The sequence below is a fragment of the Aminobacter sp. 01T433 genome, from assembly GCF_056398585.1.
In genome coordinates this window covers 39,778-62,771 of sequence record NZ_JBFTPR010000005.1, presented here as the reverse complement: position 1 = coordinate 62,771, position 22,994 = coordinate 39,778, and the positions used below count along the sequence as shown (strand labels likewise).

The window sequence follows — 22,994 nt, the reverse complement described above, 5'->3', positions numbered from 1 at the left end:
ACCAGAACGGGAGCGAGACATGAAGACCTTAGGCTTCGCGGCCGGAGTTGCCGCCACTATGACGCTGTTGTCCAGCACCTCCGCCTTCGCGGTCACCGAGATTTCATGGTGGCACGCCATGACCGGCGCGAACAACGAGGTCGTCGAGAAGCTTTCCAAGGAGTTCAACGAAAGCCAGGCCGATTACAAGATCGTGCCGGTTTTCAAGGGCACCTATCCCGAGACGCTGAATGCCGGCATCGCCGCTTTCCGCGCCAAGCAGCCGCCGACGATCATGCAGGTCTTCGATGCGGGCACAGGCACGATGATGGGTGCTGAGGGCGCCATCAAGCCGGTCGCCGAGATCCTGTCGATGGACGGCAAGGCTTTCGACAAGAGCCAGTACCTGCCGGGCATCGTCTCTTATTATTCGAAGCCGGACGGCACCATGCTGTCGTTCCCCTATAATTCATCCTCGCCGATCCTCTATTACAACAAGGACATCTTCCAGAAGGCTGGCCTCAACGTCGACAATCCGCCCAAGACCTGGACCGAAGTCTGGGATGCCGCCAAGAAGATCAAGTCGAGCGGTGCCGCGCCCTGCGGCTTCACCTCGACCTGGCTGACCTGGATCCACACCGAGAATTTCGCCGCCTGGAACAATGTCTCCTACGGCACCAATGAAAACGGCATCGGCGGCACCGACGTCGAGCTCAAGATCAACGCTCCCGCCTTCGTCAAGCACTTCCAGGAACTCGCCGATCTGGCCAAGGACGGCACGTTCAAATATGGCGGCCGCACGTCCGAGGCCAAGCAGATCTTCCTTGCCGGCGAATGCGGCATGTTCACCGAATCCTCGGGCGGCCTTGGCGACGTGATCAAGTCGGGCATGAACTATGGCACCGGCCAGCTGCCTTACGAGGCCGACGCTGCGGGTGCTCCGCAAAACACCATCCCGGGCGGTGCGTCGCTTTGGGTCTTCGCCGGTCTGCCGGACGACCAGTACAAGGGAGTAGCCGCCTTCTTCAACTTCCTGTCGCAGACGCCGATCCAGGCGCGCCTGCATCAGGTATCGGGCTACCTGCCGGTCACGCTCGCAGCCTATGAGGAAACCAAGAAGTCGGGCTTCTACGACAAGAACCCGGCCCGCGAGATCCCGATCAAGCAGATGATGGGCAAGGCGCCGACCGAAAACTCGAAGGGCGTTCGCCTCGTCAACCTGCCGCAGGTCCGCGACATCGAAAACGAAGAACTCGAAAAGATGCTCGCCGGCCAGCAGACCGCCCAGCAGGCGCTCGACAACACTGTCGCGCGCGGCAACAAGGCGATCCAGGAAGCGATCGGCAACTGAGCCGGACGCCAGAATTGCCCCTCACCCTTACCCTCTCCCCGTAAAAAACGGGGAGAGGGGGGCATCCACGTTCCCGCTTGTCCCTTCTCCCCGTCCTTCACGGGGAGAAGGTGCCGGCAGGCGGATGAGGGGCGGCATTGACGTTCGACGTTCGTCACGAGGATCCCATTGTCCCCACGCGTCGTCTTTCCCAACAAGATCCTGCCTTACCTGCTGGTCGCCCCGCAGCTGGCGATCACGCTGATCTTCTTTTACTGGCCCGCCAGCCAGGCGCTGCGCCAGTCGATGCTGCGCGAGGATCCCTTTGGCCTGTCGTCGAAATTCGTCTGGTTCGCGAATTTCAAGAAAGTGCTGTCGGACCCCTATTACCTCAACTCGATCCAGGTCACGGCGGTGTTTTCGATCGCCACCGCGGCCGTCGCCATGGGCACGGCACTGCTGCTCGCCGTCATGGCCGAAAAGGTGATCCGCGGGCGCGGCATCTACCGTACGCTGATGATCTGGCCCTATGCCGTTGCCCCGGCAATCGCTGGCATGCTGTGGCTGTTTTTGTTCAATCCATCGATCGGCTCGCTCGCCTATGGCTTACGCTGGCTCGGCATCAACTGGGACCCGCTTCTCGACGGCGAGCAGGCGATGGCGCTGGTCGTCGCCGCCGCATCGTGGAAGCAGATCAGTTACAATTTCCTGTTTTTTGTTGCCGGCCTGCAGGCGATCCCCAAGACGCTGATCGAAGCGGCAGCCATCGACGGCGCCAAGCCGTTCAAACGCTTCTGGACGATTGTCTTTCCGCTGCTGGCGCCAACCACCTTCTTCCTCTTGGTGGTCAACACCGTCTACGCCTTCTTCGACACATTCGGCATCATCCACGCCGTCACCGGCGGCGGACCGGGCAAGGCGACCGAGACGCTGGTCTACAAGGTCTACAATGACGGCTTCGTCAATCTGATCCTCGGCGACTCGGCGGCGCAGTCGGTGATCCTGATGGTCATCGTCATCGCGCTCACCGCCGTCCAGTTCCGCTATGTCGAAAAGAAGGTGCATTATGGGTGAGATGTTTTTGCCTTCTCCCCGTTCACGGGGAGAAGGTCCCGGCAGGGGGATGAGGGGCGGAGTTGGCGCACCAACGTTTTGCGCGACGGTCCAACTCCATCGCTGCCCCTCATCCGACTTCGCTTCGCTCAGCCACCTTCTCCCCGTGAACGGGGCGAAGGAAGGGAGCTGCAGCCATGATCGATAAATCGCCTATCCGCACCTTTGTCGCGCATGCCGTGCTGATCCTCGGCATCCTGATCGTGGCGTTCCCGATCTACTACACCTTCGTCGCTTCGACCCATTCGCTGCAGACCATCCTGCGTCCGCCGCTGCCGCTCTGGCCTGGCGACCGCTTTTTTGAGAACTATTACGAAGCGCTGTTTGGCGGTGTCGGTCGAATCGGCGGCGTCAGCGTGGCGACGCTTCTGTTCAACACCACCGTGGTGGCGCTCGGCATAGCCATCGGCAAGATCATCATCTCGCTCCTGTCGGCCTATGCCATCGTCTTCTTCCGCTTTCCGCTCAGGATGACGTTCTTCTGGCTGATCTTCATCACGCTGATGCTGCCGGTGGAGGTACGCATCCTGCCGACCTACAAGGTGATGGTCGATTTCGGCCTGATCGACACCTATACCGGGCTGATCGTGCCGCTGATCGCCTCGGCGACGGCAACATTGCTGTTCCGCCAGTTCTTCCTCACCATTCCGGGCGAACTGGTCGAGGCTGCACGCGTCGATGGTGCAGGCCCCTGGCGTTTCTTCTGGGATATCCTTTTGCCCCTGTCGCGCACCAATATCGCGGCCCTGTTCGTCATTCTGTTCATCTATGGCTGGACGCAATATCTCTGGCCGCTGCTCGTCACCAACCGCAACGACATGAACACCATCGTCATTGCGCTCAGGAAGATGATCTCGTTTGCCGATGCCGACACTGAATGGCATCTGGTGATGGTCACTTCCATGCTGGCCATCGTGCCGCCGATCCTGGTCGTTGTGCTGATGCAACGCTGGTTCGTGCGCGGCCTCGTCGATACGGAGAAATAATGGCAACCGTCGATCTCAAGGACGTCAAGAAGGTCTATCCCGGCGGAGTCGAGGCGGTGAAGGGCGTGTCCATCGCCATTCCCGACAAGGCGCTGTGCGTGCTCGTCGGTCCGTCCGGCTGCGGCAAGTCGACCTTGCTCAGGATGGTCGCAGGCCTCGAAACCATCTCGGCCGGCACCTGCTCCATCGACGGCAAAGTGGTCAACGCCATCGGCCCGACCGAGCGCGACATCGCCATGGTGTTCCAGAATTATGCGCTCTATCCGCATATGAAGGTCTACGACAACATGGCCTATGGCCTGCGCAATCGCGGCACGCCCAAGGACGAGGTCGACAAGCGCGTGCGCGCCACGGCCGAGACGCTGGAACTCGCCCACCTGCTTGAGCGTCGCCCGCGCGAGCTTTCCGGCGGCCAGCGCCAGCGCGTCGCCATGGGCCGCGCCATCGTGCGCAACCCCAAGGTCTTTTTGTTCGACGAGCCTCTGTCCAATCTTGACGCCAAGCTGCGCGGGCAGATGCGCGTCGAGATCAAGAACCTGCAGCGCAAGCTCGGCGTCACCTCGGTCTATGTCACCCATGACCAGCTAGAGGCGATGACGCTGGCCGATGTTCTGGTGGTGATGAATGCCGGGCTTGTCGAACAGCACGGCGCCCCGCTCGACATTTACGAAAAGCCGGCCTCAACTTTTGTCGCGAGCTTCATCGGCGCGCCGCCAATGAACCTTTTGTCGCTCGCCGACAGTGGCATCGCTGAAGCCGGTCACCTGCCCACGGCGGTGCCGGTGAAGGCCGCAACGCTCGGTTTCCGGCCGGAGGATTGTGACGTGGTGACTAACGGTGCAGCACCAAGCGACGCGCTTGAACTGCCGGCCGTCGTCGAAGCGGTCGAACCGGTGGGCGCTGAGAGTTTCCTCTATTGCGCCACGGTTGGTGTCCGCATTGTCGTCAGGGTGTCCGGCCGTTCCGTGGCTCATCCCGGCGACAGACTGCGTGTCGTGGCCAGGCGCGAAAAGCTGCATTTCTTCGACGCCGCCGGCAAGCGGGTGGAGTGACCGCGCCCGCGCCGTTTGGAATTGAGCCCAGATCTCAGCGCGTCGGAACGGGGTGTTCGCCGCGATAGTCGTAGAAGCCACGTCCGGTCTTGCGGCCGAGCCAGCCGGCTTCGACATACTTCACCAGAAGCGGGCAGGGGCGATACTTCGAGTCCGACAGGCCATCATGCAGCACCTGCATGATCGACAGGCAGGTATCGAGGCCGATGAAGTCGGCAAGCTGCAGCGGACCCATCGGGTGGTTGGCACCGAGCTTCATGGCTGTGTCGATGGCTTCGACCGTGCCGACGCCCTCATAGAGCGTGTAGATCGCCTCGTTGATCATCGGCAGCAGGATGCGGTTGACGATGAAGGCGGGGAAATCCTCCGACACCGTCACCGTCTTGTCGAGGTTGCTGACAAAGGCCTTGGCCGTCTCGAAGGTCTTGTTTTCGGTGGCGATGCCGCGCACCAGCTCGACAAGCTTCATCAACGGCACCGGGTTCATGAAGTGGATGCCGATGAAACGCTCGGGGCGGTCGGTCTGGGCTGCAAGCCGCGTGATAGAGATCGACGAGGTGTTGGTGGCCAGGATCGCCTCGGGATTGAGCTGCGGGCAAAGCTGCGCATAGATCTTGCGCTTGATCGTCTCGTCTTCGGTCGCCGCTTCGATCACCAGATCAGCACTGGCGAGGTCAGCCATCGCTGGGGCCGACGAGATGCGGGCCATGGCGTCCTTGCGGGCCTGGTCCTCGAGCTTGCCGGACGCAACCTGGCGCGCCAGGTTGCCGTTGATCGTGGCGATACCCTTTTCGATGCGGTCTGGGGAAATGTCGTAAAGCAGTACGCTGTAACCGGCCAGCGCCGAGACATGCGCAATTCCGCCGCCCATCTGGCCAGCGCCGACAATGCCGATCGTCTCGATCTTACCCGTCATCACACCTATCCCGTCAAAGGCTTTTTATTAGATTTTGTGCAATGCAAACTAAATGGCCGGAGTAGCACTCGTCTACCCCGGCCACGATATTTAATACGGTAGTCGCTGAAGCGTCAAAGCGCCTTTTCGAGTTCCGGTAGGACGACGAAGAGGTCACCGACGATGCCGTAGTCGGCAACCTGGAAGATCGGGGCTTCTTCGTCCTTGTTGATGGCGACGATGACCTTTGAGTCCTTCATGCCGGCGAGGTGCTGGATCGCACCCGAGATACCGCAGGCGATGTAGAGGTCAGGGGCCACCACCTTGCCGGTCTGGCCGACCTGCCAGTCATTGGGAGCGTAGCCGGCGTCGACAGCAGCACGCGAAGCGCCAACGGCGGCACCGAGCTTGTCGGCAACCGGCAGGATGACTTCCTGGAACTTCTCCGACGAACCAAGCGCGCGGCCACCCGAGATGATGATCTTGGCCGAGGTCAGCTCCGGACGATCGTTCTCCGACAGCTTGTTTTCGACAAAGGTCGACAGGCCTGGATTGGCCGCAGCCGCAACCGTTTCGACCGCTGCCGAACCACCTTCAGGCGCTGCCTGGAAGGAAGCCGTGCGCACGGTGATGACTTTCTTCGCGTCCGTTGCCTGCACCGTCTGGATGGCGTTGCCGGCATAGATCGGGCGCTTGAAGGTGTCGGGGGAGATCACTTCGACAATCTCGGAGACCTGGGCAACGTCGAGCAGCGCTGCAACGCGCGGGGCGACGTTCTTGCCGGTCGAGGTCGCGGCAGCCACGATGGTGTCGTAGTTGGGCGCGAGCGAAACGACCAGTGCGGCCATCGGCTCGGCCAGGCGCTCGGTCAGTTCGTCGCTTTCGGCGAGCAGCACCTTACGAACACCCTTGAGCTTCGATGCCGCGTCTGCGGCTGCCTTGGCGCCCTTGCCGGCAACCAGGACGTCGATGTCGGAACCGACCTTGAGGGCTGCCGACAGCGCCTTGGCGGTCTGGTCGGAGAGCGAAGCGTTGTCATGTTCGGCGATGAGGAGAATTGCCATGTTTTTGATCCCTTTCCGCTTCGCTTACAAAACGCCGGCTTCGTTGCGCAGCTTGTCGACCAACTCAGCCACCGTCTTGACCTTGACGCCAGCCTTGCGGCCGCTCGGCTCTTCGGTCTTCAGCACCTTGAGGCGCGGGGCGACGTCGGCGCCGAAATCGGCAGCCGACTTCTCGTCCAGCGGCTTCTTCTTGGCCTTCATGATGTTGGGCAGCGAGGCATAGCGCGGCTGGTTGAGGCGCAGGTCGACAGTCACGATCGCCGGCATCTTGAGCTCGACCGTCTGCAGGCCGCCATCGACTTCGCGCGTCACATTGGCCTTGTCGCCAGCGAGTTCGATCTTCGAAGCAAACGTGCCCTGGGCCCAGCCCAGAAGGGCTGCCAGCATCTGGCCGGTCTGATTGCTGTCGTCGTCGATCGCCTGCTTGCCGAGCAGCACCAGGCCGGGCTTTTCTGCCTCGACCACACCCTTCAGCACCTTGGCGACGCCGAGCGGCTCGACAGCTTCGTCGACCTTGACCAGGATCGCGCGGTCAGCACCCATGGCGAGCGCGGTGCGAAGTGTTTCTTGCGCCTGCGCGGGTCCGATCGAAACCACGACGATCTCTTCGACCTTGCCGGCTTCCTTGAGGCGGATCGCTTCTTCGACTGCGATCTCGTCGAACGGGTTCATCGCCATCTTGACGTTGGCAAGCTCAACACCCGAGCCGTCGCTCTTCACGCGCACCTTCACGTTCGCATCGACAACCCGCTTGACCGGGACGAGAACTTTCATGGGCTGGTACCTCTCTGAACAGCGATATTGTGCGCGCTATAGCAGCGCTCGGGCCCACGCAATTGTCGATTGCCGACATATTGGGCGGAAAAACAGACTTGATCTCACGCTTTTGGTGGCGGGAGGCTGCCGCAAGCGGGCGGAACGTAGTTGCGGCTAACGTTAGCGTCAATATCTGCTTCAAGCTCAAATCGTTTGAAACGAACTGTGCTCACGAGCGCTATTGCCGGCCCCAGCGCGGCGCCGGTTGTGCAGCCGGTGGTTCGGGTGTCGCGGGTTCGGGCATGACAGCCGCCTCGGCCTTGTCATGGGGCGGGCTTGCGTCTTCCGCATCGGCAAACAACGGCACGTCGCGCCGCCGCAGGATGAGCACCAGAATGGCACCGGCGATGATACCGCCGACATGGGCGGCCCAGCTGACTTCGTCATCGCCGCCAATGGCGATCATCAGGAACTGGAAGCCGACCCACAGGACCAGCGGTATCCAGGCCGGGATGCGCAGCGGAATACGGGCGAAGGCCAGAACCCAGATCTTCACCCGGGGATAGAGGATCAGATAAGCGGTTACGATGCCGGCAATGGCGCCCGAGGCGCCGATCAGGGGCATTTCGGAGCCGGGCAGGATCAGCCCGTGCAGGAAGGCGCCGGCAACCGCGCAAAGCAGGTAGAACACCAGGAAGCGGAAATGGCCGAGCGCGTCTTCGACATTGTCACCAAACACCCACAAGAACAGCATGTTGCCGCCGAGATGGAAGATGTCGCCATGCAGGAAGGAATAGGTGAGATAGCTCAGGTCTTCGGGAATGACGACAAGATCGGGCGACAGGTCCGCAAGATCATGAACCACCGCGGGAATGTATCCCCATCCGAGTACGGTCGCCTGGGTAAATTCCTCGCCGCCAATCGTCGTCACCAGATAGACGATGACGTTGATCGCGATGAGCGCGAACGTCACATATTGCAGCCGGATGTGGCGCAGATGATTGGAATCGTAGAGCGGAATGAACATGCGGCTCGCTTCCGTCCTTCGGGGTCAAATCAGCGGTTCTTGCCGGGCACCCATAGCACATCGGCTTTTCCGTTGTCATTGACGACGCGGGCGGCAACAAACAACAGGTCGGAGACGCGATTGATGTAGCGGATGCCCTCGCGGTTGACGTGTTCGTCAGGGTCCTGGGCCAAAGCCACCATGTCACGCTCGGCGCGCCGCGCGACGGTGCGGGCGAGATGCAGCGCTGCGGCTGCCGGCGAGCCGCCATTCAGCACGAAAGATCTGAGCGGGGCGAGATCGGCATTGAGCCGGTCGATGTCGGCCTCGATGCGCGCGGTCTGGCTGGCGATGATGCGCAGTGGTTCGTAGCCCAGATCCTTGCTGGTGTCGGGCGCCGACAGGTCGGCACCAAGGTCGAACATGTCGTTTTGGATGCGGCCGAGCATGGCGTCGATTTCGGCATGCTCGGTCACCGTGTGCACGCGCGCCATGCCGATACAGGCATTGGCTTCGTCGACCGCGCCATAAGCCTCGACGCGCAGGTCCGACTTGAGCCGCCGTTCGCCGGTGCCGAGACCGGTGGTGCCGTCGTCGCCGGTGCGGGTGTAGATCTTGTTGAGCTTGACCATGTCCGACTAACCGCCGCGGGTGAAATAGAGCGTCAGCATGATGAACACCAGCGCCACCGCCTGCAGCAGAACGCGCGCCTGCATCAGCTTGTTGGAGGTGTTGGATGAACCGCCGCGCAGCATGTTGATGAGGCCGCGGATCAGAACGACCACGACGGCGAACATGAAGGCGATGGCGATGATGTGGAATACGGTTGCCATGTTAGGTTCCAGTTCTGTTGGCCGTTGCCGGCTCAGCCTTGCCGGGCCAAAATCTTGTAGAGCAGCGAGGCGGGCAAGATCCGCTTCAGCACGACGCCGATTCTCGCCGGGATCGTGACAACATAATGCGGACGCGGACGCGGCGACAGCAGGGCGTGTCGCAATACCGCATGAACCGCCTCGGGGCCAAGTTTCAGCCGCGATTTGGAGCCGCCGCTGGTCAGCCTGTCGAGCTGGGCGCGGTAGGCTTCGTGGTGGGCTGAGTTCTCGCGGTCGATGTAGCGCAGGAACCAGGTCAGCCCATTGGTGGCGATCTTCGACTTCACCGGTCCCGGCTCGATCATCGAGACATGGATGCCGGTGCCGTCAAGTTCCTGGCGCATGCACAGCATCAGGCCTTCGAGCGCGTGCTTGGAGGCGGAATAGGCGCCGCGGAAGGGCACGGGCGTCAGCCCGAGGATCGACGAGCAGTTGACGATGCGGCCATGCCCTTGCGCGCGCATGACAGGAACAATACGCCGGGTCAGGTCATGCCAGCCAAAGAAATTGGCCTCGAACTGGTCGCGCAGGGCCGCCATCGGCAGGTCTTCGACCGCGCCCGGTTGGGCATGCGCGCCATTGTTGAACAGCGCGTCGAGCCTGCCGCCGGTACGTTCCAGCACGGTTGCGACAAGCGCTTCGATCGACTGGGGTTCGGTGTAATCGAGATAGAGCGCTTCGAGACCGTCGGCCTCAAGGGCCGCCAGATCTTCGGCTTTGCGGGCGGTGGCAAATACGCGCCAGCCCTCGGCCTTCAGCGCACGCGCGCAATAAGCGCCGATACCCGACGATGCGCCGGTCACGATTATCGTGCGTAACTCCTTGATCGGGTTCACTTCGCTGCCGCCAACACTTGCCAACTGGGGCAAACCCTTCCCATATTCGCGCCCTGGAAACAATCGGACGGAGCGGTAATCTGGACCTGATGCGCAGGATCGTCGCCACAAGGCGGGTGCTCTTTGACGCAGCCGGCCATTTCCATGACGACGACGGCTGGGCGATGGCCAGTCATCTCGCTATCTCCTCGCTGATGGCGCTGTTTCCGTTCCTCATCTTCGCCACCACGCTTGCAAGCTTCCTCGGCGCCGACGCCTTTGCCGAAACCGCCGTGCATCTGGTCTTCGACACATGGCCCGACCAGATCGCCAAGCCCATCGCTCGCGAGGTGGTCAACGTGCTCACCGTGCAGCGCACCGACCTTTTGACCTACGGCGTGGTGCTTGCCGCCTTCTTCGCCTCCAACGGCGTCGAGGCGTTGCGCACCTCGCTCAATCGCGCCTACCGCGTCACCGAAACGCGCACGATCTGGTTTAGGCGCACCCAGAGCCTGTTTTTCGTGCTCATCGCCACGATCAGCTTCGTTGCCATATCGGTGCTGCTGGTCTTCGCACCGATCATCGCGCGCATCCTCGAAGCCAAGTTCGTATGGATCCAGCCCTATATGGGCACCATCACCGTGTGGCGCTTCACCATCGCCTCGGGTGTCATCGTCTTTGGCCTGTTTGCCGTGCATATGTGGCTGCCGGCAGGGCGCCGCCGTTTCCTCAGCATCATACCTGGCATCGTCTTCACGCTGATTGCCTGGCTCATCGGCTCGACGATCTTCGCAGCCTATCTCGACACCTTCGCGTCCTACGTCACCACCTATGCCGGCCTCGCCTCGATCATGATCGCGGTGGTGTTCCTCTACATCATCTCGGCAATCTTCATCCTGGGCGGCGAGCTTAACGCCGCGATCAGCCGTTACCTCGAAGCTCGCGCCCGCGTTCCGGGTTGAGCCGTCGCAAGGCCGACGCCCAGCGTGGCGATCGCCATGCCAACCAGCTGGACCAGTGTTAGCTGCTCGCCAAACAGCAGCCAGGCGATGACGGCCGTCACCGATGGCACGAGGTAAAACAACGATGCGACCTTCGACATCGCGCCGTCGCGGATCATCACCATCAACAAGAAGATGGCACCGATCGACAGCACGAAGACCAGCCAGGCCATGGCGAAGATCAGCTCGCCATTGATCGTCATCTGGCGTGTCTCGAAGATCATCGAGGCGGCCGCCATCAGGATTGCTGCACCGACATATTGCCAGAAGGTGCCGGTCACCAGGTCGCCGGTCGAGCCGACGCGCTTTTGCCAGATGGTGCCGGCGCTGATGCCAGCCATGGCGATGACGGAGGCGGTCAGCGTCTGCCACGTCACTCCGCCGCCGAGCGTGCCGAGCTTCGGCGACAGCACGATCATCACGCCGACGAAGCCGACAGCAAGTCCGACCCAATGGCGCGGTCGGATCTCTTCGCCGAGCAGCTTGCCGGCCAGCACCGCCGTTACCAATGGCTGGAGGCCGGCAATGAGTGCTGAAAGCCCCGCTGGCAGACCTTGGTGGATCGCCCAGAACACGCCGCCGAGATAGACCCCGTGCAGCAGCATGCCGATGAGCACGGCATGAAGGGCCGCGCGCCGCGAAAGCCGCCCGGAGCCCCGCACCAGCATCACCACGCCCAGCACCATGAAGGCCAGAACGAACCGCACGGCGAGGAAGGTGAACGGCTCCGCCCATGGCATGGCGTAGCGCGCGCCGATGAAGCCGGTCGCCCACAGCAGCACGAAGGTCGCCGGGATCAGCCGCTTTGTAGTGGAGGTCATGGATGCCCCGAGCGTCGCCGGACGCCGCGCCCGGAAAGGAAGTTTATCGAAATCGCTCTAATGCCGAATAATAGGACAAGCAAAATGAAACGATTGATCCATAGATTCACCGGACCTGATCTGACGACCCGATCCGGATGACGCGTGCCCCGGAAGCGGCCCGGTAGAACCGCCCCTTAGATCTGCATTGTCGGCCTGTGAAAGGACCGCGAATGTTGTGGAATCTGGATCCGGGCTGGTTGATGATGGCGGTCGCCTTCGTCGCCGTCATGGCGTTCTTCTTCGGCGCAGCCCTCGACGCCATCATGAAGGAGGACGGGTTCGGCCCGACCGGCAACATGGTGCTGTTCACCGCCGGCTTCTTCGGCGCGGTGCTGGCCGCCAACAGCTACGGCATCACTTTGCGCAATCTGAGCCTGGCGACCGCCTGGGGGCTTGGCGGCGCCTTCGTCTTCATCAGCGTTTTGGCTCTGCTCAAGGCAGCCGTTGCGCGGCTTTGAGCGGCCTGTTCCGAGGGGCCGGCTGAGGCGAGGTTGCTTGGCCGTGCGTCCTTCGACAAGCTCAGGATGAGGGATGTAGGCGCTGACATTCGCTTTGGGAGCATTTCGCCCCGGAACTGGCAACACCGACGGTCCTCATCCTGAGCTTGTCGAAGGACGCACGACCGAGCAACCGCGCCGCTCAGCTGAAGGCAGGTGTTCTGCGCTGCCACTGATATCTTCATCGTAACGGCATGGATCCCCGACACTCTCCGCTCGCTGTGCTCGCTGTGCTCGCTCTCGAGGTCGAGGTCGAGGATGACGGACTGCGGGGGGCGTTTCCGCTGAAATTGAGCGTCGGCGGCTGGGGAGGCGTAGGCCTTGGCGATTGACGGAAGCGCAGGCTTTGGCGATTGGCGGAAGCGCCGGCTTGCCGGTTGACCGAAGCGTCGACCTTGGCCATTGGCTGAAGCTGCCCATGAAGTCCGTCATCCTCGACCTCGTGAGCGAGCGAAGCGAGCGGAGAGTGTCGGGGATCCATGCCGTGACCTGGGTGAAGCCCATGTCGGTCCCATGCTGAAGCTAAAGCGCAGCCGAACTAAAATCCCAGCAGTTGCCTGACGCCCTCAGGCGTCTCGCCGGCCTCACGCAACGCGCTGAGGCCGGTGTCGCGTTGACTTTTCGACAACTTGCGTCCGTCCGGCCCAAGAACCAGCCTGTGGTGGAAATAGGTTGGCTGGGGCAGTTCGAGAACTTCCTGCAGCAAGCGCTGCACCGAAGTCGCGAAATAAAGATCTTGGCCACGCACGACGTGGCTCACCCCTTGAAGCGCGTCATCGATTACCACCGACAGGTGATAGCTGGTCGGAATCTCCCGCCGCGCGATGATGACGTCGCCCCATTGCCGGGGATCGGCGGCGACCTCGGACGATGCGCCCATGTTCTCGCTTGTCCATTCGCGCCAGCTCAATGGACCTTTCAGTCGCTTGAGCGCTGCCTCCGTGTCGAGCCGCCAGGCAAAGGGGGCGCCCACATCGATGCGCCGCTTGCGCTCGCGCGCCGACAGCGCCTTGTCATTGCCGGGATAGACCGGGGCGCCATCGGGATCGCGTGGCCAATCTTGCCCGGTGGCTTCATGATCCATGATCGCGCCACGAATGTCGCCGCGGCTCATGAAGGCGGGGTAGACCAGCCCCTCGCGTTGCAGCCGCTCCAGCGCTGCTTGATAACGCCCGAAATGCTCGGACTGGCGCCGCACCGGCTCTTCCCAGCCGAGCCCAAGCCAGGCGAGATCGCGAAAGATGCCGGCGTCGAATTCCGGCGTGCAGCGGGTCACGTCGATATCTTCGATGCGCAGCAACATCCGTCCGCCGGCTGCCTTGGCCATGCGCTGGTTGGTCAGGGCCGACAGCGCGTGGCCCAGATGCAGTTCGCCGTTCGGGCTCGGCGCGAAGCGAAAGACAGGAGCAGTCATGAGCGTTGCGGTTTCGGATTGAACGGTTGCGTTGCCGATTGCTACGTTGCCCGTCGCAACCTAACAAGTGACGCCATGCGCCGGATCTCCAATCTCGACGACGTCAATCTCGGTCTCGACGCGCTTTGCGCGCTCGATCCGCGGCTCGTGGCCGTGCGCGACATGGCCGGCGACGTGCCGCTCAGGCTGACCGAGCCAGGTTTTGCCAGCCTCGCTTCGATCATCGTTTCCCAGCAGGTGTCGACCGCGAGCGCCAGGGCGATCTTCGGCCGCTTCACCGCGCTTGTCGATCCACTGACACCGGAGGGGTTGCTCGCTGCTGGCGAAGATGTCTTCCGGGAGGCCGGACTGTCCAGGCCCAAGCAGCGGACATTGCTGGCAGTGGCCCAGGCTGCCAGCGACGGTCTCGACCTCGACGGGCTCTGCCGGCTCGACGCGCAGGAAGCGATGGCCGCGATGGTCGCCATATCAGGCATCGGGCCGTGGACGGCGGAGGTTTATCTGCTGTTTGCCGCTGGCCACCCCGACATTTTCCCCGCCCGCGACGTCGCGCTGCAATCGGCTGTCGGCCATGCGTTGGGCATCGATCCGCGCCCCGGCGAAAAGGCACTGATTCGGCTTGCCGAATCATGGGCGCCGTGGCGAGGGGTCGCTTCGCGGCTGTTCTGGGCGTATTATCGCGAGACCCGCGGTCGCGATGGTGCACCGCCGGCCGGAAATCCTGCTTAAATCCGCGAAATCGCGATTTTTTGACAGGCTTTATGACCGACTAGGCGCTTCACATTCCTGTCACCTCGGGCTTACAGTATTCGCACCGTTAGGTTCGAGGACCGAGGAGGTAGTGGAAGTGACGGTCGCCGTGTCTCCGGATGGGCTCCCAGCACTGGTGCTGAATGCGGATTACCGTCCGCTCAGCTACTACCCCTTGTCGCTCTGGTCCTGGCAGGACGCGATCAAGGCGGTCTTCCTCGACCGCGTCAATATCGTTGCCGAATACGATCACGCGGTCTCCTCGCCGACTTTTTCGATGAAGCTGCCCAGCGTCGTCAGCCTGAAGCACTATGTGAAGCCGTCGCGCTATCCCGCCTTCACGCGTTTCAACGTGTTCCTGCGCGATCGTTTCCAGTGCCAGTACTGCGGCACGCCGGAAGATCTGACCTTCGATCACGTCGTCCCGCGCCACAGCGGCGGGGCGACGACCTGGGAAAACGTCGTTGCCGCCTGCTCGCCCTGCAATCTCAGGAAGGGTGGGCTGATGCCGGCGCAGGCCAAGATGTGGCCGCTGCAAAAGCCGTTCCAGCCGACGGTGCACGATCTGCACAACAATGGCCGGCTGTTCCCCCCCAACCATCTGCACGAAAGCTGGATGGATTATCTCTACTGGGATGTCGAGCTGGAGCCTTAGAGTTCACCGACAATTCGCCGGGCTGGCCGACTGACGCGGTTTTCTGCGCTTCCGGTGCTCACGGACTTAATGTCCGCTGCGCTCCGGTTCTCGAAAACCACGCCATTCGACTCACCCTGACGAATTCTTGGCGAACTCCGAGCGGCGCTGTCTTATTCAAGCCTTCGCGAACGCGCCGCGGAAGGCGATCGCAGCCAGGAACGCACTGGCGAGCACGTTCCAGCCGGCGAAGGACAGGCCGAGCACGCGCAGGGCCGCATCTTCGCAGCGCGGCGGCACGACCTCGTTGAGAATGCCCAGCAGGCCCTTGCCGCCGGTGTCGATCACACCGCTGACCGCCGCGCAGTCGGTCGGGCCGGGCCACCAGCGCCATTCGACGCCGGCATGATAGCCGCCGAGATAGAGCCCGTAGAGCATCAGCAGCCCGCCGATGACCAGCAGGCCGCGCGTCAGCCACGCCGGCCCGCGCATGACCGACGACAGTGCCGCCACCGCCATCAGCGGCACGCCGACATAATAGGGCATGCGCTGCTCGAGGCAGAGCTTGCAGGGCATGTAGCCGCCGATGTGCTGGAAGCCGAGTGCCGTGCCGACAGTCGCTGCCATCGCAACCGCAAGGAAGGAGGCGGTCAACGTCTGGGTGCGGCCGGTTTCAGAGGCAAGCGAAGTCATGTCATTGGTCCGAACTGTTGTGTCAGTGCAGGTATCTGACGAGAAGATAGAGCAAAATAAGGGCAGCCGCCGCGAGGCCGGCCAGCAGGCCAAGGCGCTTTTCGATGAAGTTCCTGATCGGTTCGCCATAGGTCCTAAGCAGCCAGGCCAGGAACAGGAAACGTGCGCCACGCGCGATGATCGCCGAGACGATGAACCAGCCGAGCGGAAAGCCGATGACGCCCGACAGGATGGTGACCACCTTGATCGGCGGCAGATGCGAAAGGCCCGACGTCACCAGCATCAACAAGATGATGCCGGTGCCTGACGACAGCTTCAACGCTTCGAATTCGTCATATTTGCCATAGAATTCGAGCACCGGCTTGGCCACCGCCTCGAAGGCGTAGTGGCCGATATACCAGCCGGCTATGCCGCCAAGCACCGAGGCCACGGTTGCCACGATCGCATAGCGATAGGCGCGGTCCGGGCGCGACAGCGCCATCGGCAAATAGAGCACGTCGGCGGGCACGAGGAAGACCGAGCTTTCGACGAAGGCGATGAAGGCCAGCCACCATTCGGCGGATTTCCTTGCCGAGAGCGACAAGGTCCAGTCGTAGAGTCGGCGAAGCATCGGGCCCCCTTGAAATGTGCGCTGCCTGTTTAGGAAGAATTGCTGGGGCGCACAATGCTTGGGGCCTTCACGAATGCACAAGCTGGGGTAACCGGCACAATCTGTCGCATCACCGCACCCAATGGCACCGCTGCCACTGATGACGGCCTGGCTGAGGGCGGCGAGATTGTGACGTCAAGTTGAACAAAGACACGTTTGCCCAGTTGACGGAGGGCGGCTCAACCGTATAGTCCGCGACCATTCTGTCCATCTAGGACAGGCCCCTATGGCGGAATTGGTAGACGCGCTCGACTCAAAATCGAGTTCCGCAAGGAGTGCTGGTTCGATTCCGGCTAGGGGCACCATTTCCCACTACAACTTTCAACCGCATAAGCGTTTGCCGGCCAACGGCATTCGGGGCGTTTTACGATCCATGCTATTCCGCTCGTCTCTGGGGCAGATGGCGTGCACGTGCACCTGGCTTCTTGACGATGCCATCGCGGCACTGCATCGAGGGACGTATTGGCTAGGGACAAGGCGTCGCGCATGCATGACGAGCTCAAGGTTGCGATAGTCATCCATGCATTCCACATGGATACGTTCGACGAGATCCTCGACCTCGTGCGAGCTCTTCCTGTGCGACACAAGCTGTTTGTAACGACGGTACCTGGACGCGAGGCGGACGCACGTTTGCGGCTCGATGCAAGTGGCCGAGACTTTGCCATTCAAGTGACTGAGAATCGAGGTCGGGACGTTCTTCCTTTCCTCAGGATATTTCCGGCTGTCTGCGCCGAAGGTTTCGACCTTGTCGTCAAGGTTCACACCAAGAAATCCTCGCATCGGGCGGACGGGGATACTTGGCGCCGCGCCATGCTTGAAGCCCTCCTTCGTCCTGACGTACTGGAGCGCTCGATCGGCGCTTTCGCGAGCGACCCCTCCTTGGGGATAGTCGGGCCTGACGGCCATTTCCTGTCGATTGCCAAGTACATTGGCGGAAATCGAACTACGGTCTTGTCGATCGGCTCTCGCCTGGGATTGACCGAGCAACAGGTTCTTGAGGCGGGCTTTTTTGCCGGAACCATGTTCGTGGCTCGCGGCGATGCCCTCCAGCCGATCATCGATCTGAATTTCCAAGATGGCGATTTCGAAGCCGAAGACGGGCAAGTGGACTGCACGCTGGCGCACGCGCTGGAGCGCAGCATGATGCTGGGTGCCTTGGCGCGCGGACAAAGGATCGCTTCCAGCGCCGATCCGACTGGCAAAGCCATCCTCAACGATCACTACGATTTCGCGCGCAAGACCAGCTCAAGGGGGCTTATCGGTCGGTATCGAAGGCAAGCGCGGGACAAAATCGGAAGCGTTCTTCGTCGCATCCGCAGGCCGAAGCCGTAGATCTTTGGTTTTGATCTTGGCGGTCTCCGGCTACCAAGCTCGGCCCGTTGGTCGCTGTTTCCAGAATATTCCGCACAACCAAACCCACACCTCTTGGGTCACCACAAGAGGTGCACTTGCCTTCTTGGTCGACGGACAGCGAACTTACGTCAATTGGGCTTCGTAACCGTCATTGCCGCAGACGCCGGCCTCATCTCGGACGGCCAGTCGGCAACTCGGTCGACTGGCGACCCTGTGTTAGTGTGGACTGCCCGCGATCGGCGGCAGCGCGCCCCTTGTCGCCAGCGGGAGGATCCTTCTTCTTGCCGTTTCCAATGATCTTGAAGTCGGTAGTAGTACTACTACCTGCGCCCTGGGCCATCGCACGCGCGACAGGCGATAAAGTCTTCGACTTCATGGCGTTCCCCTTTTTCAGCAGATGAAGGGCAGTACTCTATCACGAAAGCCTCGCCGCGTCAGTCAGGGGCATGTTACTCGCGCCACTTGACGGGTCGTGGGGGCAGGGGCTACGCGACAAGCCTGTTCACCAAGGCATTGTGCCTGACGCCAAATCCACTCGCGGAGGAGCGGAGACGACCGTCCATGCTCGAACGGCGCGACACCTACGACGCCCTATACCGCGACTTCCGATGGAAAATCCCGCAAAAATTCAACATCGGCACCGCCGTCTCCGACCGCTGGGCATTAGTCGACCCTGAACGCACGGCTTTGCTCGACTACCGCGTAGACGGGGTGGCCGAGAAGCTTTCCTTTGGTGAACTGTCGCGCCGCTCCAATGCCTTTGCCAATGCTCTGCGCGCCAAGGGCGTGCGCCGTGGCGACCGCGTGGCCCTTTTGTTGCCGCAGAGTTTCGAGACGGCCATCGCCCATGTCGCGATCTACAAGCTTGGCGCCATTGCCGTGCCGCTGGCGTTGCTGTTCGGCGTTGAGGCGCTCGAATACCGGCTGCAAACCGCTGGCGTCCGGGCAATCGTCACCAATGAGGCCGGTTTCGCCAAGGTGAGCCAGATCGGCGGCCGGCTGCCCGAACTCGAGACCGTCGTTGTGGTTGGCGGTGGCAATATCGACGATTTCCATCGCCTGCTTGCCTCGCATTCGCCGGTCTTCGAGGCCGAAGGCACCGGCCCCGACGATCCTGCGATGATGATCTTCACCTCCGGCACCACCGGCCCGCCCAAGGGTGCGCTGCACGGCCACCGAGTGCTGCTTGGCCATCTGCCGGGTATCCAGATGGCGCATGAATTCCTGCCGCAGTCGGGCGATCTGATGTGGACGCCAGCCGATTGGGCCTGGGCCGGCGGGCTGCTCAATTTGCTGCTGCCCGGCCTCTATCTTGGCTTGCCGGTGGTTGCCGCCCGTTTTGACAAGTTCGATCCCGAAGCAGCGTTGCTGTTGATGGAGAAGATGAGGGTGCGCAACGCCTTCATCCCCCCAACTGCGCTGCGCATGCTCAAGGTGGTGCCCGACATCCGCAGACGCTTCCGGCTCGATCTGCGCAGCATAGGCTCGGCCGGCGAAGCGCTTGGCCGCGAGACATATGACTGGGCGGCCGCCGAGCTCGGGCTTGTGGTCAACGAGTTCTACGGCCAGACCGAATGCAACGCGGTGCTCGCCTCTTGTGCCGCACTTGGCGTCAGCCGTGGCGGTGCCATCGGCAAGGCCGTGCCTGGCCATCGCGTCGCGATCATCGACGGCGAGGGTCGCCGCGTGCCCGCAGGCGTCTCAGGCCAGATCGCCATTGCCCGGCCCAATCCGGTGATGTTCCTCGAATATTGGCAGAGCCCGGAGGCGACCGAGAAGAAGTTCATCGGCGAGTGGATGACGACAGGCGACCAGGGCATCGAAGACAAGGACGGCTATGTCGCCTTCTTTGGCCGCGACGACGACGTCATCACCTCGGCCGGCTTCCGCATCGGCCCAGGCGAGATCGAGGATTGCCTGACCGGCCATCCCGCTGTGGCGCTCGCGGCTGCCGTCGGCAAGCCCGACGTGCTGCGCACCGAGATCGTCAAGGCCTATGTCGTGCTCAAGGATGGCGTTTCGGGCGATGCTGCACTCGCCGAGGAGATCAAGCTTTGGGTGCGCGAGCGGCTGTCGGCGCATGAATACCCACGCGAGGTCGAGTTCGTCGATTCCATGCCATTGACCACCACCGGCAAGGTCATCCGCCGCATTTTTCGCGACCGGGCAAGGCGCGAAACGAGAAAAGCCTAGCGCTTCTTGAGCAGGCCGCGCACCCGGTCGCGCAGCTTGGCTGCTAGCTTGCGCGTCTCGCGATAGAGATGCAGCTGCGAGGCGGCCTGGCGCGTGGCGCGATCAGCGTCAGGCGTCAGCCCAACGACGAAGGTGCCCATCGGCTTGCGCTCGCTCCACATCTTGCCGACCATCGGGTGATCCGGCACCGCGCAGGAATCGGTCATCATGATGTTGGGGTCTTCGAGGTGCTGGGCGGTCACCGCCATCATCAGCAGCACACCCGGCGAATAGGCCGACAGCGCCTCGTCATAGGCGGTCTTCCAGGTGTAGGCAATGCCGGCCTCGACGAAGACGACAAGGCTGGCGATAGTGCGGCCGTCGAGCGTCAGCGAGTGGATGCGGCACATATCCTGTTCCGACATCCGGTGCACCGCCTCTCGCGCGAAGGCGGCGCGGTAGCGATCGATCGCCATGGCGGTGCGCTGGCGGCCTTTCCAGCCGGATGCCTCCAGCGTCAGGAACTGCTCGATGGCGTGGCGTACGTCGTCCTGGGTGCGCGCGACCTTGTGCTCGACCACGCCCTGCTCAGCCAGCCTGCGTCCAAGCCGGCGAAATTCCTTGTAGTGGCGGGTGCCGAGCGATGCCTTGAGATACTCCTCGCCCTCGGCCTCGCTTTCGAGGAAAGGGCGCTCGAACTGGCCGGTGACGACCAGCGGCAGCCCCCGGCTTTCGGCGGCAGCGCTCAGCAGGCGTGCCACAGCACCGTCGAGGCGCATGTCGGGCAGCACGAACACCTTCGGCAGCTTGAGATGGGGCCTCGCCAGCATGGCGAAGAAATCGGCGATCACGCCTTCGGGGTCATCACGGTCAAGGAGCGGGGTGCCGAGCGGGCCGAACGGGCTCGACCAGGTCCGCATCACCGGAACGCCGAGCGGTATCGCCGGGCGTTCGACCGAATAGGGCGCAAGCAGCCTGAGCCGGCTACGGAATTCGGTGCCGTCACGGATGACGGCAAGGCGCACCTCGCGGTCTTCGAGCCTGGGCATGGCTGGTGCCAGGAAGCGCGGATTGAAGAAGACGTTGGGCTCGATGGTGCGGGTGCAGAGGTGGTCGAGTTCCTCGACTAGGTCGAAGCCGGCGGACGCCGGATAGATCGCAAGCCGCCTGAGCGGCCGCTCGCTGGCGGTCAGTTCAAGATGGGCGAGATCGGCGACGTCGGCTGGAACGCCGGCGATGCCGGCAATCATCGACCCGGCTGGGCCGCCACTGGTCTCTTCGAGAAGCGGGATGGCCGCCATCAGGCTTTCTCCGGCGTGCGTCGGACAGGGATGAACAGGACCATGACGATGCCGAGCGCGCGCCATACGGTGAATGAAAGTGCCGTGGCCTCGAAGATCATTGCCGCCGAGGTGGCGATCGCAGCCCCCCACAGTCCGAGCGTGGGGATCAAGACGACGTTGAGGCCGATGTTGAGGGCAAGGGTTGCGGCATAGACCATGGCGCAGACATTCTGGTAACCGCTCATCGTCAACAGGCTTTCGCATGGCCCGACCGCCGAGCGCGCGACCACCGCTGCCACCAGCAGGAACAGCAGCGGATAACCTTCATCGAAGCCGGGCCCGAACATGCTAATCAGCGGCTGGCCAAGCAACAGCACCAGAATTCCCATCGCGAGCGACGGCCAGAACGTCCAGGCAACCGTCTCGCGGGCGAAGCCGGCCAGTTTTTCCGGCTCGCTATGGGCAATCTGCGCGTAACGCTGGGCAACGCCGGCCTTGACGGCGAAATAGACGAAATGGACCAGCGCCAGCGTCTTCACCGTCGCGAAATAGATCGCGACCTTGTCGGGGTCCATGTAGAAGCCGACCATCAGCACATCGGCATTGGTGAGCAGGAAAAAGAAGCTCTCGACCAGAAAGATCGGCAGCGAAATCTGGAGCCAATAGCCGAGCCGGATATTGCGCGGACCTGCCGGGATGCGCTTGTCGGCGCGCGTGGTGACACGGGCGAACTGGGCAAGCGTTGTGACGTAGGTCGCGGCGATCGAGGCGATGACAGCGGTTTCGGCCGTTGGCGCCAGGCCTGCCATTACGGCTGCCGCCATGAAGACGAGGATCAGCACGGGACGTATGATGTAGGTCGGCACCAGCGCCTGGAATGCCCAGGCATTGGCGCGCGCCAGCCCTTGCAGGACGTCCGACAGCGCCAGCATCGGCAGGCAGAACATGCCGAGGAAGAACGGCACGACGTAGTAGCTTTCGATCCTGCCGGAGAAAAGCCAGACGCCTGCGATGCCGATGGCTGCGATGACGGTCGAGGCAGCCAGCACGAAAAGCCGGCTGGCCAAAAGCACGCCGCGCAATTCGGCGAGCATGCCTTTTTCGCGGTATTCGGAGATGAAGCGGATGATCGAGGTGTGGAAGCCGAAGCACGACAGGGAGCCGACGATGACCATCGTCACCCAGACCAGCACGAAGATGCCGTATTCGAAACTGCCCATCCAGCGCGCCAGAAGCACCTGGCTGACGAAGGCGATGGCCGCGCTGACGATGCGCACGGCAAAGGCAATGAGCGACATGCGACCGGCTTCGCCGCGTCCGTCGGGGCTGAAAAGTATCGCATCGACGCGGCGCAACAACGGCGTGACGCGCGAGGCAATATGCCCCGGCAACCACCGCTCAGCCGTCATCGCTGCGGAAAAACGCACCCAAACACTCCATCTTCCGCGGTTTTCGCTGACAGCATGTAGTTGAGAGCCATTAAGAAACGGTTGGACGGCTGTTTTGGGGCAGGGGAGGTGACATGATTTCGCAAGACGAACGCAGATCGATGCTGCGCGCCCATTCGATCGGACCAACGATGATCCGCTATCTCGAAGAAATCGGCATCGAGCGGCTTGCCGACCTGCGCGGTGCTGATCCGCAGCAGATAGCCATGCGCATCGACATCGCCATCGGGCGCAAGCACATCAACAGCCTGGGCGTGGTTGCTCTGCGCAATCTCATCGAACTGGCAAATAACGAGCCGTTCTGAGCTGCTTCAAAAATTCTTCGGTGGCTTGCGAAATTGCTCTTGACCTCAACTTTGGTTGAGGTCG

Annotated in this window: 24 protein-coding genes and 1 tRNA gene; 12 read left to right on the top strand and 13 right to left on the bottom strand. The window is 62.3% G+C overall.

Features of this window, described 5'->3' with window-relative positions; translation table 11 throughout:
• Positions 1–19: 19 nt before the first annotated feature.
• The 4 genes from ugpB to ugpC all read left to right on the top strand — a co-directional run bounded on the left by ugpB (position 20) and on the right by ugpC (position 4,460).
• A complete protein-coding gene (ugpB, locus tag AC1DLV_RS09545) occupies positions 20–1,330 on the top strand; it encodes a sn-glycerol-3-phosphate ABC transporter substrate-binding protein UgpB (protein ID WP_476799308.1) in 1,311 nt (436 codons plus the stop codon).
• Positions 1,331–1,498: 168 nt separating this feature from the next.
• Positions 1,499–2,383 (top strand): sn-glycerol-3-phosphate ABC transporter permease UgpA, encoded by an 885-nt coding sequence (gene ugpA, locus AC1DLV_RS09540; RefSeq protein ID WP_476799307.1) that lies wholly within the window; start codon positions 1,499–1,501, stop codon positions 2,381–2,383.
• A 176-nt stretch (positions 2,384–2,559) separates the two neighbouring features.
• Positions 2,560–3,408 (top strand): sn-glycerol-3-phosphate ABC transporter permease UgpE, encoded by an 849-nt coding sequence (gene ugpE / locus AC1DLV_RS09535; protein WP_476799306.1) that lies wholly within the window; start codon positions 2,560–2,562, stop codon positions 3,406–3,408.
• Positions 3,408–4,460 (top strand): sn-glycerol-3-phosphate ABC transporter ATP-binding protein UgpC, encoded by a 1,053-nt coding sequence (gene ugpC, locus AC1DLV_RS09530; protein WP_476799305.1) that lies wholly within the window; start codon positions 3,408–3,410, stop codon positions 4,458–4,460. The genes ugpE and ugpC overlap by 1 nt, the downstream gene beginning before the upstream one ends.
• 34 nt (positions 4,461–4,494) lie before the next feature.
• On the opposite strand, the gene AC1DLV_RS09525 is transcribed toward ugpC, so the two are convergent.
• The 7 genes from AC1DLV_RS09525 to AC1DLV_RS09495 form a co-directional block, all read right to left on the bottom strand.
• On the bottom strand, positions 4,495–5,376 hold the full coding sequence (locus tag AC1DLV_RS09525) for a 3-hydroxybutyryl-CoA dehydrogenase (RefSeq protein ID WP_476785321.1): 882 nt from the start codon (positions 5,374–5,376) through the stop codon (positions 4,495–4,497).
• A 113-nt stretch (positions 5,377–5,489) separates the two neighbouring features.
• Positions 5,490–6,419, bottom strand: a complete 930-nt coding sequence (locus AC1DLV_RS09520) for an electron transfer flavoprotein subunit alpha/FixB family protein (protein WP_476799304.1) — start codon at positions 6,417–6,419, stop codon at positions 5,490–5,492.
• Between the two features lie 24 nt (positions 6,420–6,443).
• A complete protein-coding gene (locus AC1DLV_RS09515; protein WP_476799303.1) occupies positions 6,444–7,193 on the bottom strand; it encodes an electron transfer flavoprotein subunit beta/FixA family protein in 750 nt (249 codons plus the stop codon).
• Positions 7,194–7,413: 220 nt separating this feature from the next.
• A complete protein-coding gene (locus tag AC1DLV_RS09510) occupies positions 7,414–8,202 on the bottom strand; it encodes a rhomboid family intramembrane serine protease (RefSeq protein WP_476799302.1) in 789 nt (262 codons plus the stop codon).
• 29 nt (positions 8,203–8,231) lie between these two features.
• On the bottom strand, positions 8,232–8,813 hold the full coding sequence (locus tag AC1DLV_RS09505; RefSeq protein WP_476799301.1) for a cob(I)yrinic acid a,c-diamide adenosyltransferase: 582 nt from the start codon (positions 8,811–8,813) through the stop codon (positions 8,232–8,234).
• Between the two features lie 6 nt (positions 8,814–8,819).
• Complete coding sequence (locus AC1DLV_RS09500) at positions 8,820–9,014, bottom strand: twin transmembrane helix small protein (protein WP_476799300.1); 195 nt, start codon at positions 9,012–9,014, stop codon at positions 8,820–8,822.
• Between the two features lie 32 nt (positions 9,015–9,046).
• Positions 9,047–9,889 carry an SDR family oxidoreductase gene (locus AC1DLV_RS09495; protein ID WP_476799299.1) on the bottom strand — a complete coding sequence of 281 codons (843 nt, stop codon included), beginning with the start codon at positions 9,887–9,889 and terminating at the stop codon, positions 9,047–9,049.
• An 89-nt stretch (positions 9,890–9,978) separates the two neighbouring features.
• On the opposite strand from AC1DLV_RS09495, the gene AC1DLV_RS09490 reads away from it, so the two are divergent.
• Entirely contained in the window at positions 9,979–10,830 is an 852-nt protein-coding gene (locus AC1DLV_RS09490; protein ID WP_476799298.1) for a YihY/virulence factor BrkB family protein, read from the top strand.
• Here AC1DLV_RS09490 and AC1DLV_RS09485 read toward each other — a convergent pair.
• Positions 10,797–11,690, bottom strand: coding sequence for a DMT family transporter (locus tag AC1DLV_RS09485; protein WP_476799297.1), 894 nt, complete (start codon positions 11,688–11,690; stop codon positions 10,797–10,799). The genes AC1DLV_RS09490 and AC1DLV_RS09485 overlap by 34 nt on opposite strands.
• A gap of 212 nt (positions 11,691–11,902) precedes the next feature.
• Here AC1DLV_RS09485 and AC1DLV_RS09480 point away from each other — a divergent pair, with 212 nt between their 5' ends.
• Positions 11,903–12,190 (top strand): hypothetical protein, encoded by a 288-nt coding sequence (locus tag AC1DLV_RS09480; RefSeq protein WP_476799296.1) that lies wholly within the window; start codon positions 11,903–11,905, stop codon positions 12,188–12,190.
• Between the two features lie 577 nt (positions 12,191–12,767).
• On the opposite strand, the gene gluQRS is transcribed toward AC1DLV_RS09480, so the two are convergent.
• A complete protein-coding gene (gene gluQRS / locus AC1DLV_RS09475; protein ID WP_476799295.1) occupies positions 12,768–13,643 on the bottom strand; it encodes a tRNA glutamyl-Q(34) synthetase GluQRS in 876 nt (291 codons plus the stop codon).
• Between the two features lie 75 nt (positions 13,644–13,718).
• Between gluQRS and AC1DLV_RS09470 the strand changes: the two genes are divergently transcribed.
• Together AC1DLV_RS09470 and AC1DLV_RS09465 are read left to right on the top strand one after the other, a co-directional pair.
• Positions 13,719–14,372, top strand: coding sequence for a DNA-3-methyladenine glycosylase family protein (locus AC1DLV_RS09470; RefSeq protein ID WP_476799294.1), 654 nt, complete (start codon positions 13,719–13,721; stop codon positions 14,370–14,372).
• 118 nt (positions 14,373–14,490) lie between these two features.
• Positions 14,491–15,048, top strand: coding sequence for an HNH endonuclease (locus tag AC1DLV_RS09465; RefSeq protein WP_476784125.1), 558 nt, complete (start codon positions 14,491–14,493; stop codon positions 15,046–15,048).
• A gap of 156 nt (positions 15,049–15,204) precedes the next feature.
• Here the strand turns inward: AC1DLV_RS09465 and AC1DLV_RS09460 are convergent, their stop codons facing one another.
• Positions 15,205–15,720 carry a disulfide bond formation protein B gene (locus tag AC1DLV_RS09460; protein WP_476799293.1) on the bottom strand — a complete coding sequence of 172 codons (516 nt, stop codon included), beginning with the start codon at positions 15,718–15,720 and terminating at the stop codon, positions 15,205–15,207.
• A gap of 22 nt (positions 15,721–15,742) precedes the next feature.
• The gene (locus AC1DLV_RS09455; protein WP_476784127.1) at positions 15,743–16,330 is read right to left on the bottom strand and encodes a YqaA family protein; all 588 of its coding nucleotides are present in this window, start codon (positions 16,328–16,330) and stop codon (positions 15,743–15,745) included.
• 259 nt (positions 16,331–16,589) lie between these two features.
• Here AC1DLV_RS09455 and AC1DLV_RS09450 point away from each other — a divergent pair.
• The 3 genes from AC1DLV_RS09450 to AC1DLV_RS09440 all read left to right on the top strand — a co-directional run bounded on the left by AC1DLV_RS09450 (position 16,590) and on the right by AC1DLV_RS09440 (position 19,915).
• Positions 16,590–16,674 (top strand) — tRNA-Leu (locus AC1DLV_RS09450).
• 181 nt (positions 16,675–16,855) lie between these two features.
• Positions 16,856–17,701: a rhamnan synthesis F family protein gene (locus AC1DLV_RS09445; RefSeq protein ID WP_476799292.1), complete on the top strand. Its 846-nt coding sequence runs from the start codon at positions 16,856–16,858 to the stop codon at positions 17,699–17,701.
• 582 nt (positions 17,702–18,283) lie between these two features.
• Positions 18,284–19,915: an AMP-binding protein gene (locus AC1DLV_RS09440; RefSeq protein WP_476799291.1), complete on the top strand. Its 1,632-nt coding sequence runs from the start codon at positions 18,284–18,286 to the stop codon at positions 19,913–19,915.
• Here AC1DLV_RS09440 and AC1DLV_RS09435 read toward each other — a convergent pair.
• Both AC1DLV_RS09435 and AC1DLV_RS09430 read right to left on the bottom strand, forming a co-directional pair.
• The gene (locus AC1DLV_RS09435) at positions 19,912–21,195 is read right to left on the bottom strand and encodes a GNAT family N-acetyltransferase (RefSeq protein WP_476799290.1); all 1,284 of its coding nucleotides are present in this window, start codon (positions 21,193–21,195) and stop codon (positions 19,912–19,914) included. The two genes, AC1DLV_RS09440 and AC1DLV_RS09435, sit on opposite strands and share 4 nt — an antisense overlap.
• Positions 21,195–22,604 (bottom strand): oligosaccharide flippase family protein, encoded by a 1,410-nt coding sequence (locus AC1DLV_RS09430; protein ID WP_476799289.1) that lies wholly within the window; start codon positions 22,602–22,604, stop codon positions 21,195–21,197. The genes AC1DLV_RS09435 and AC1DLV_RS09430 overlap by 1 nt, the downstream gene beginning before the upstream one ends.
• A gap of 95 nt (positions 22,605–22,699) precedes the next feature.
• Between AC1DLV_RS09430 and AC1DLV_RS09425 the strand changes: the two genes are divergently transcribed.
• A complete protein-coding gene (locus tag AC1DLV_RS09425; protein WP_476799288.1) occupies positions 22,700–22,930 on the top strand; it encodes a hypothetical protein in 231 nt (76 codons plus the stop codon).
• Positions 22,931–22,994 lie beyond the last annotated feature (64 nt).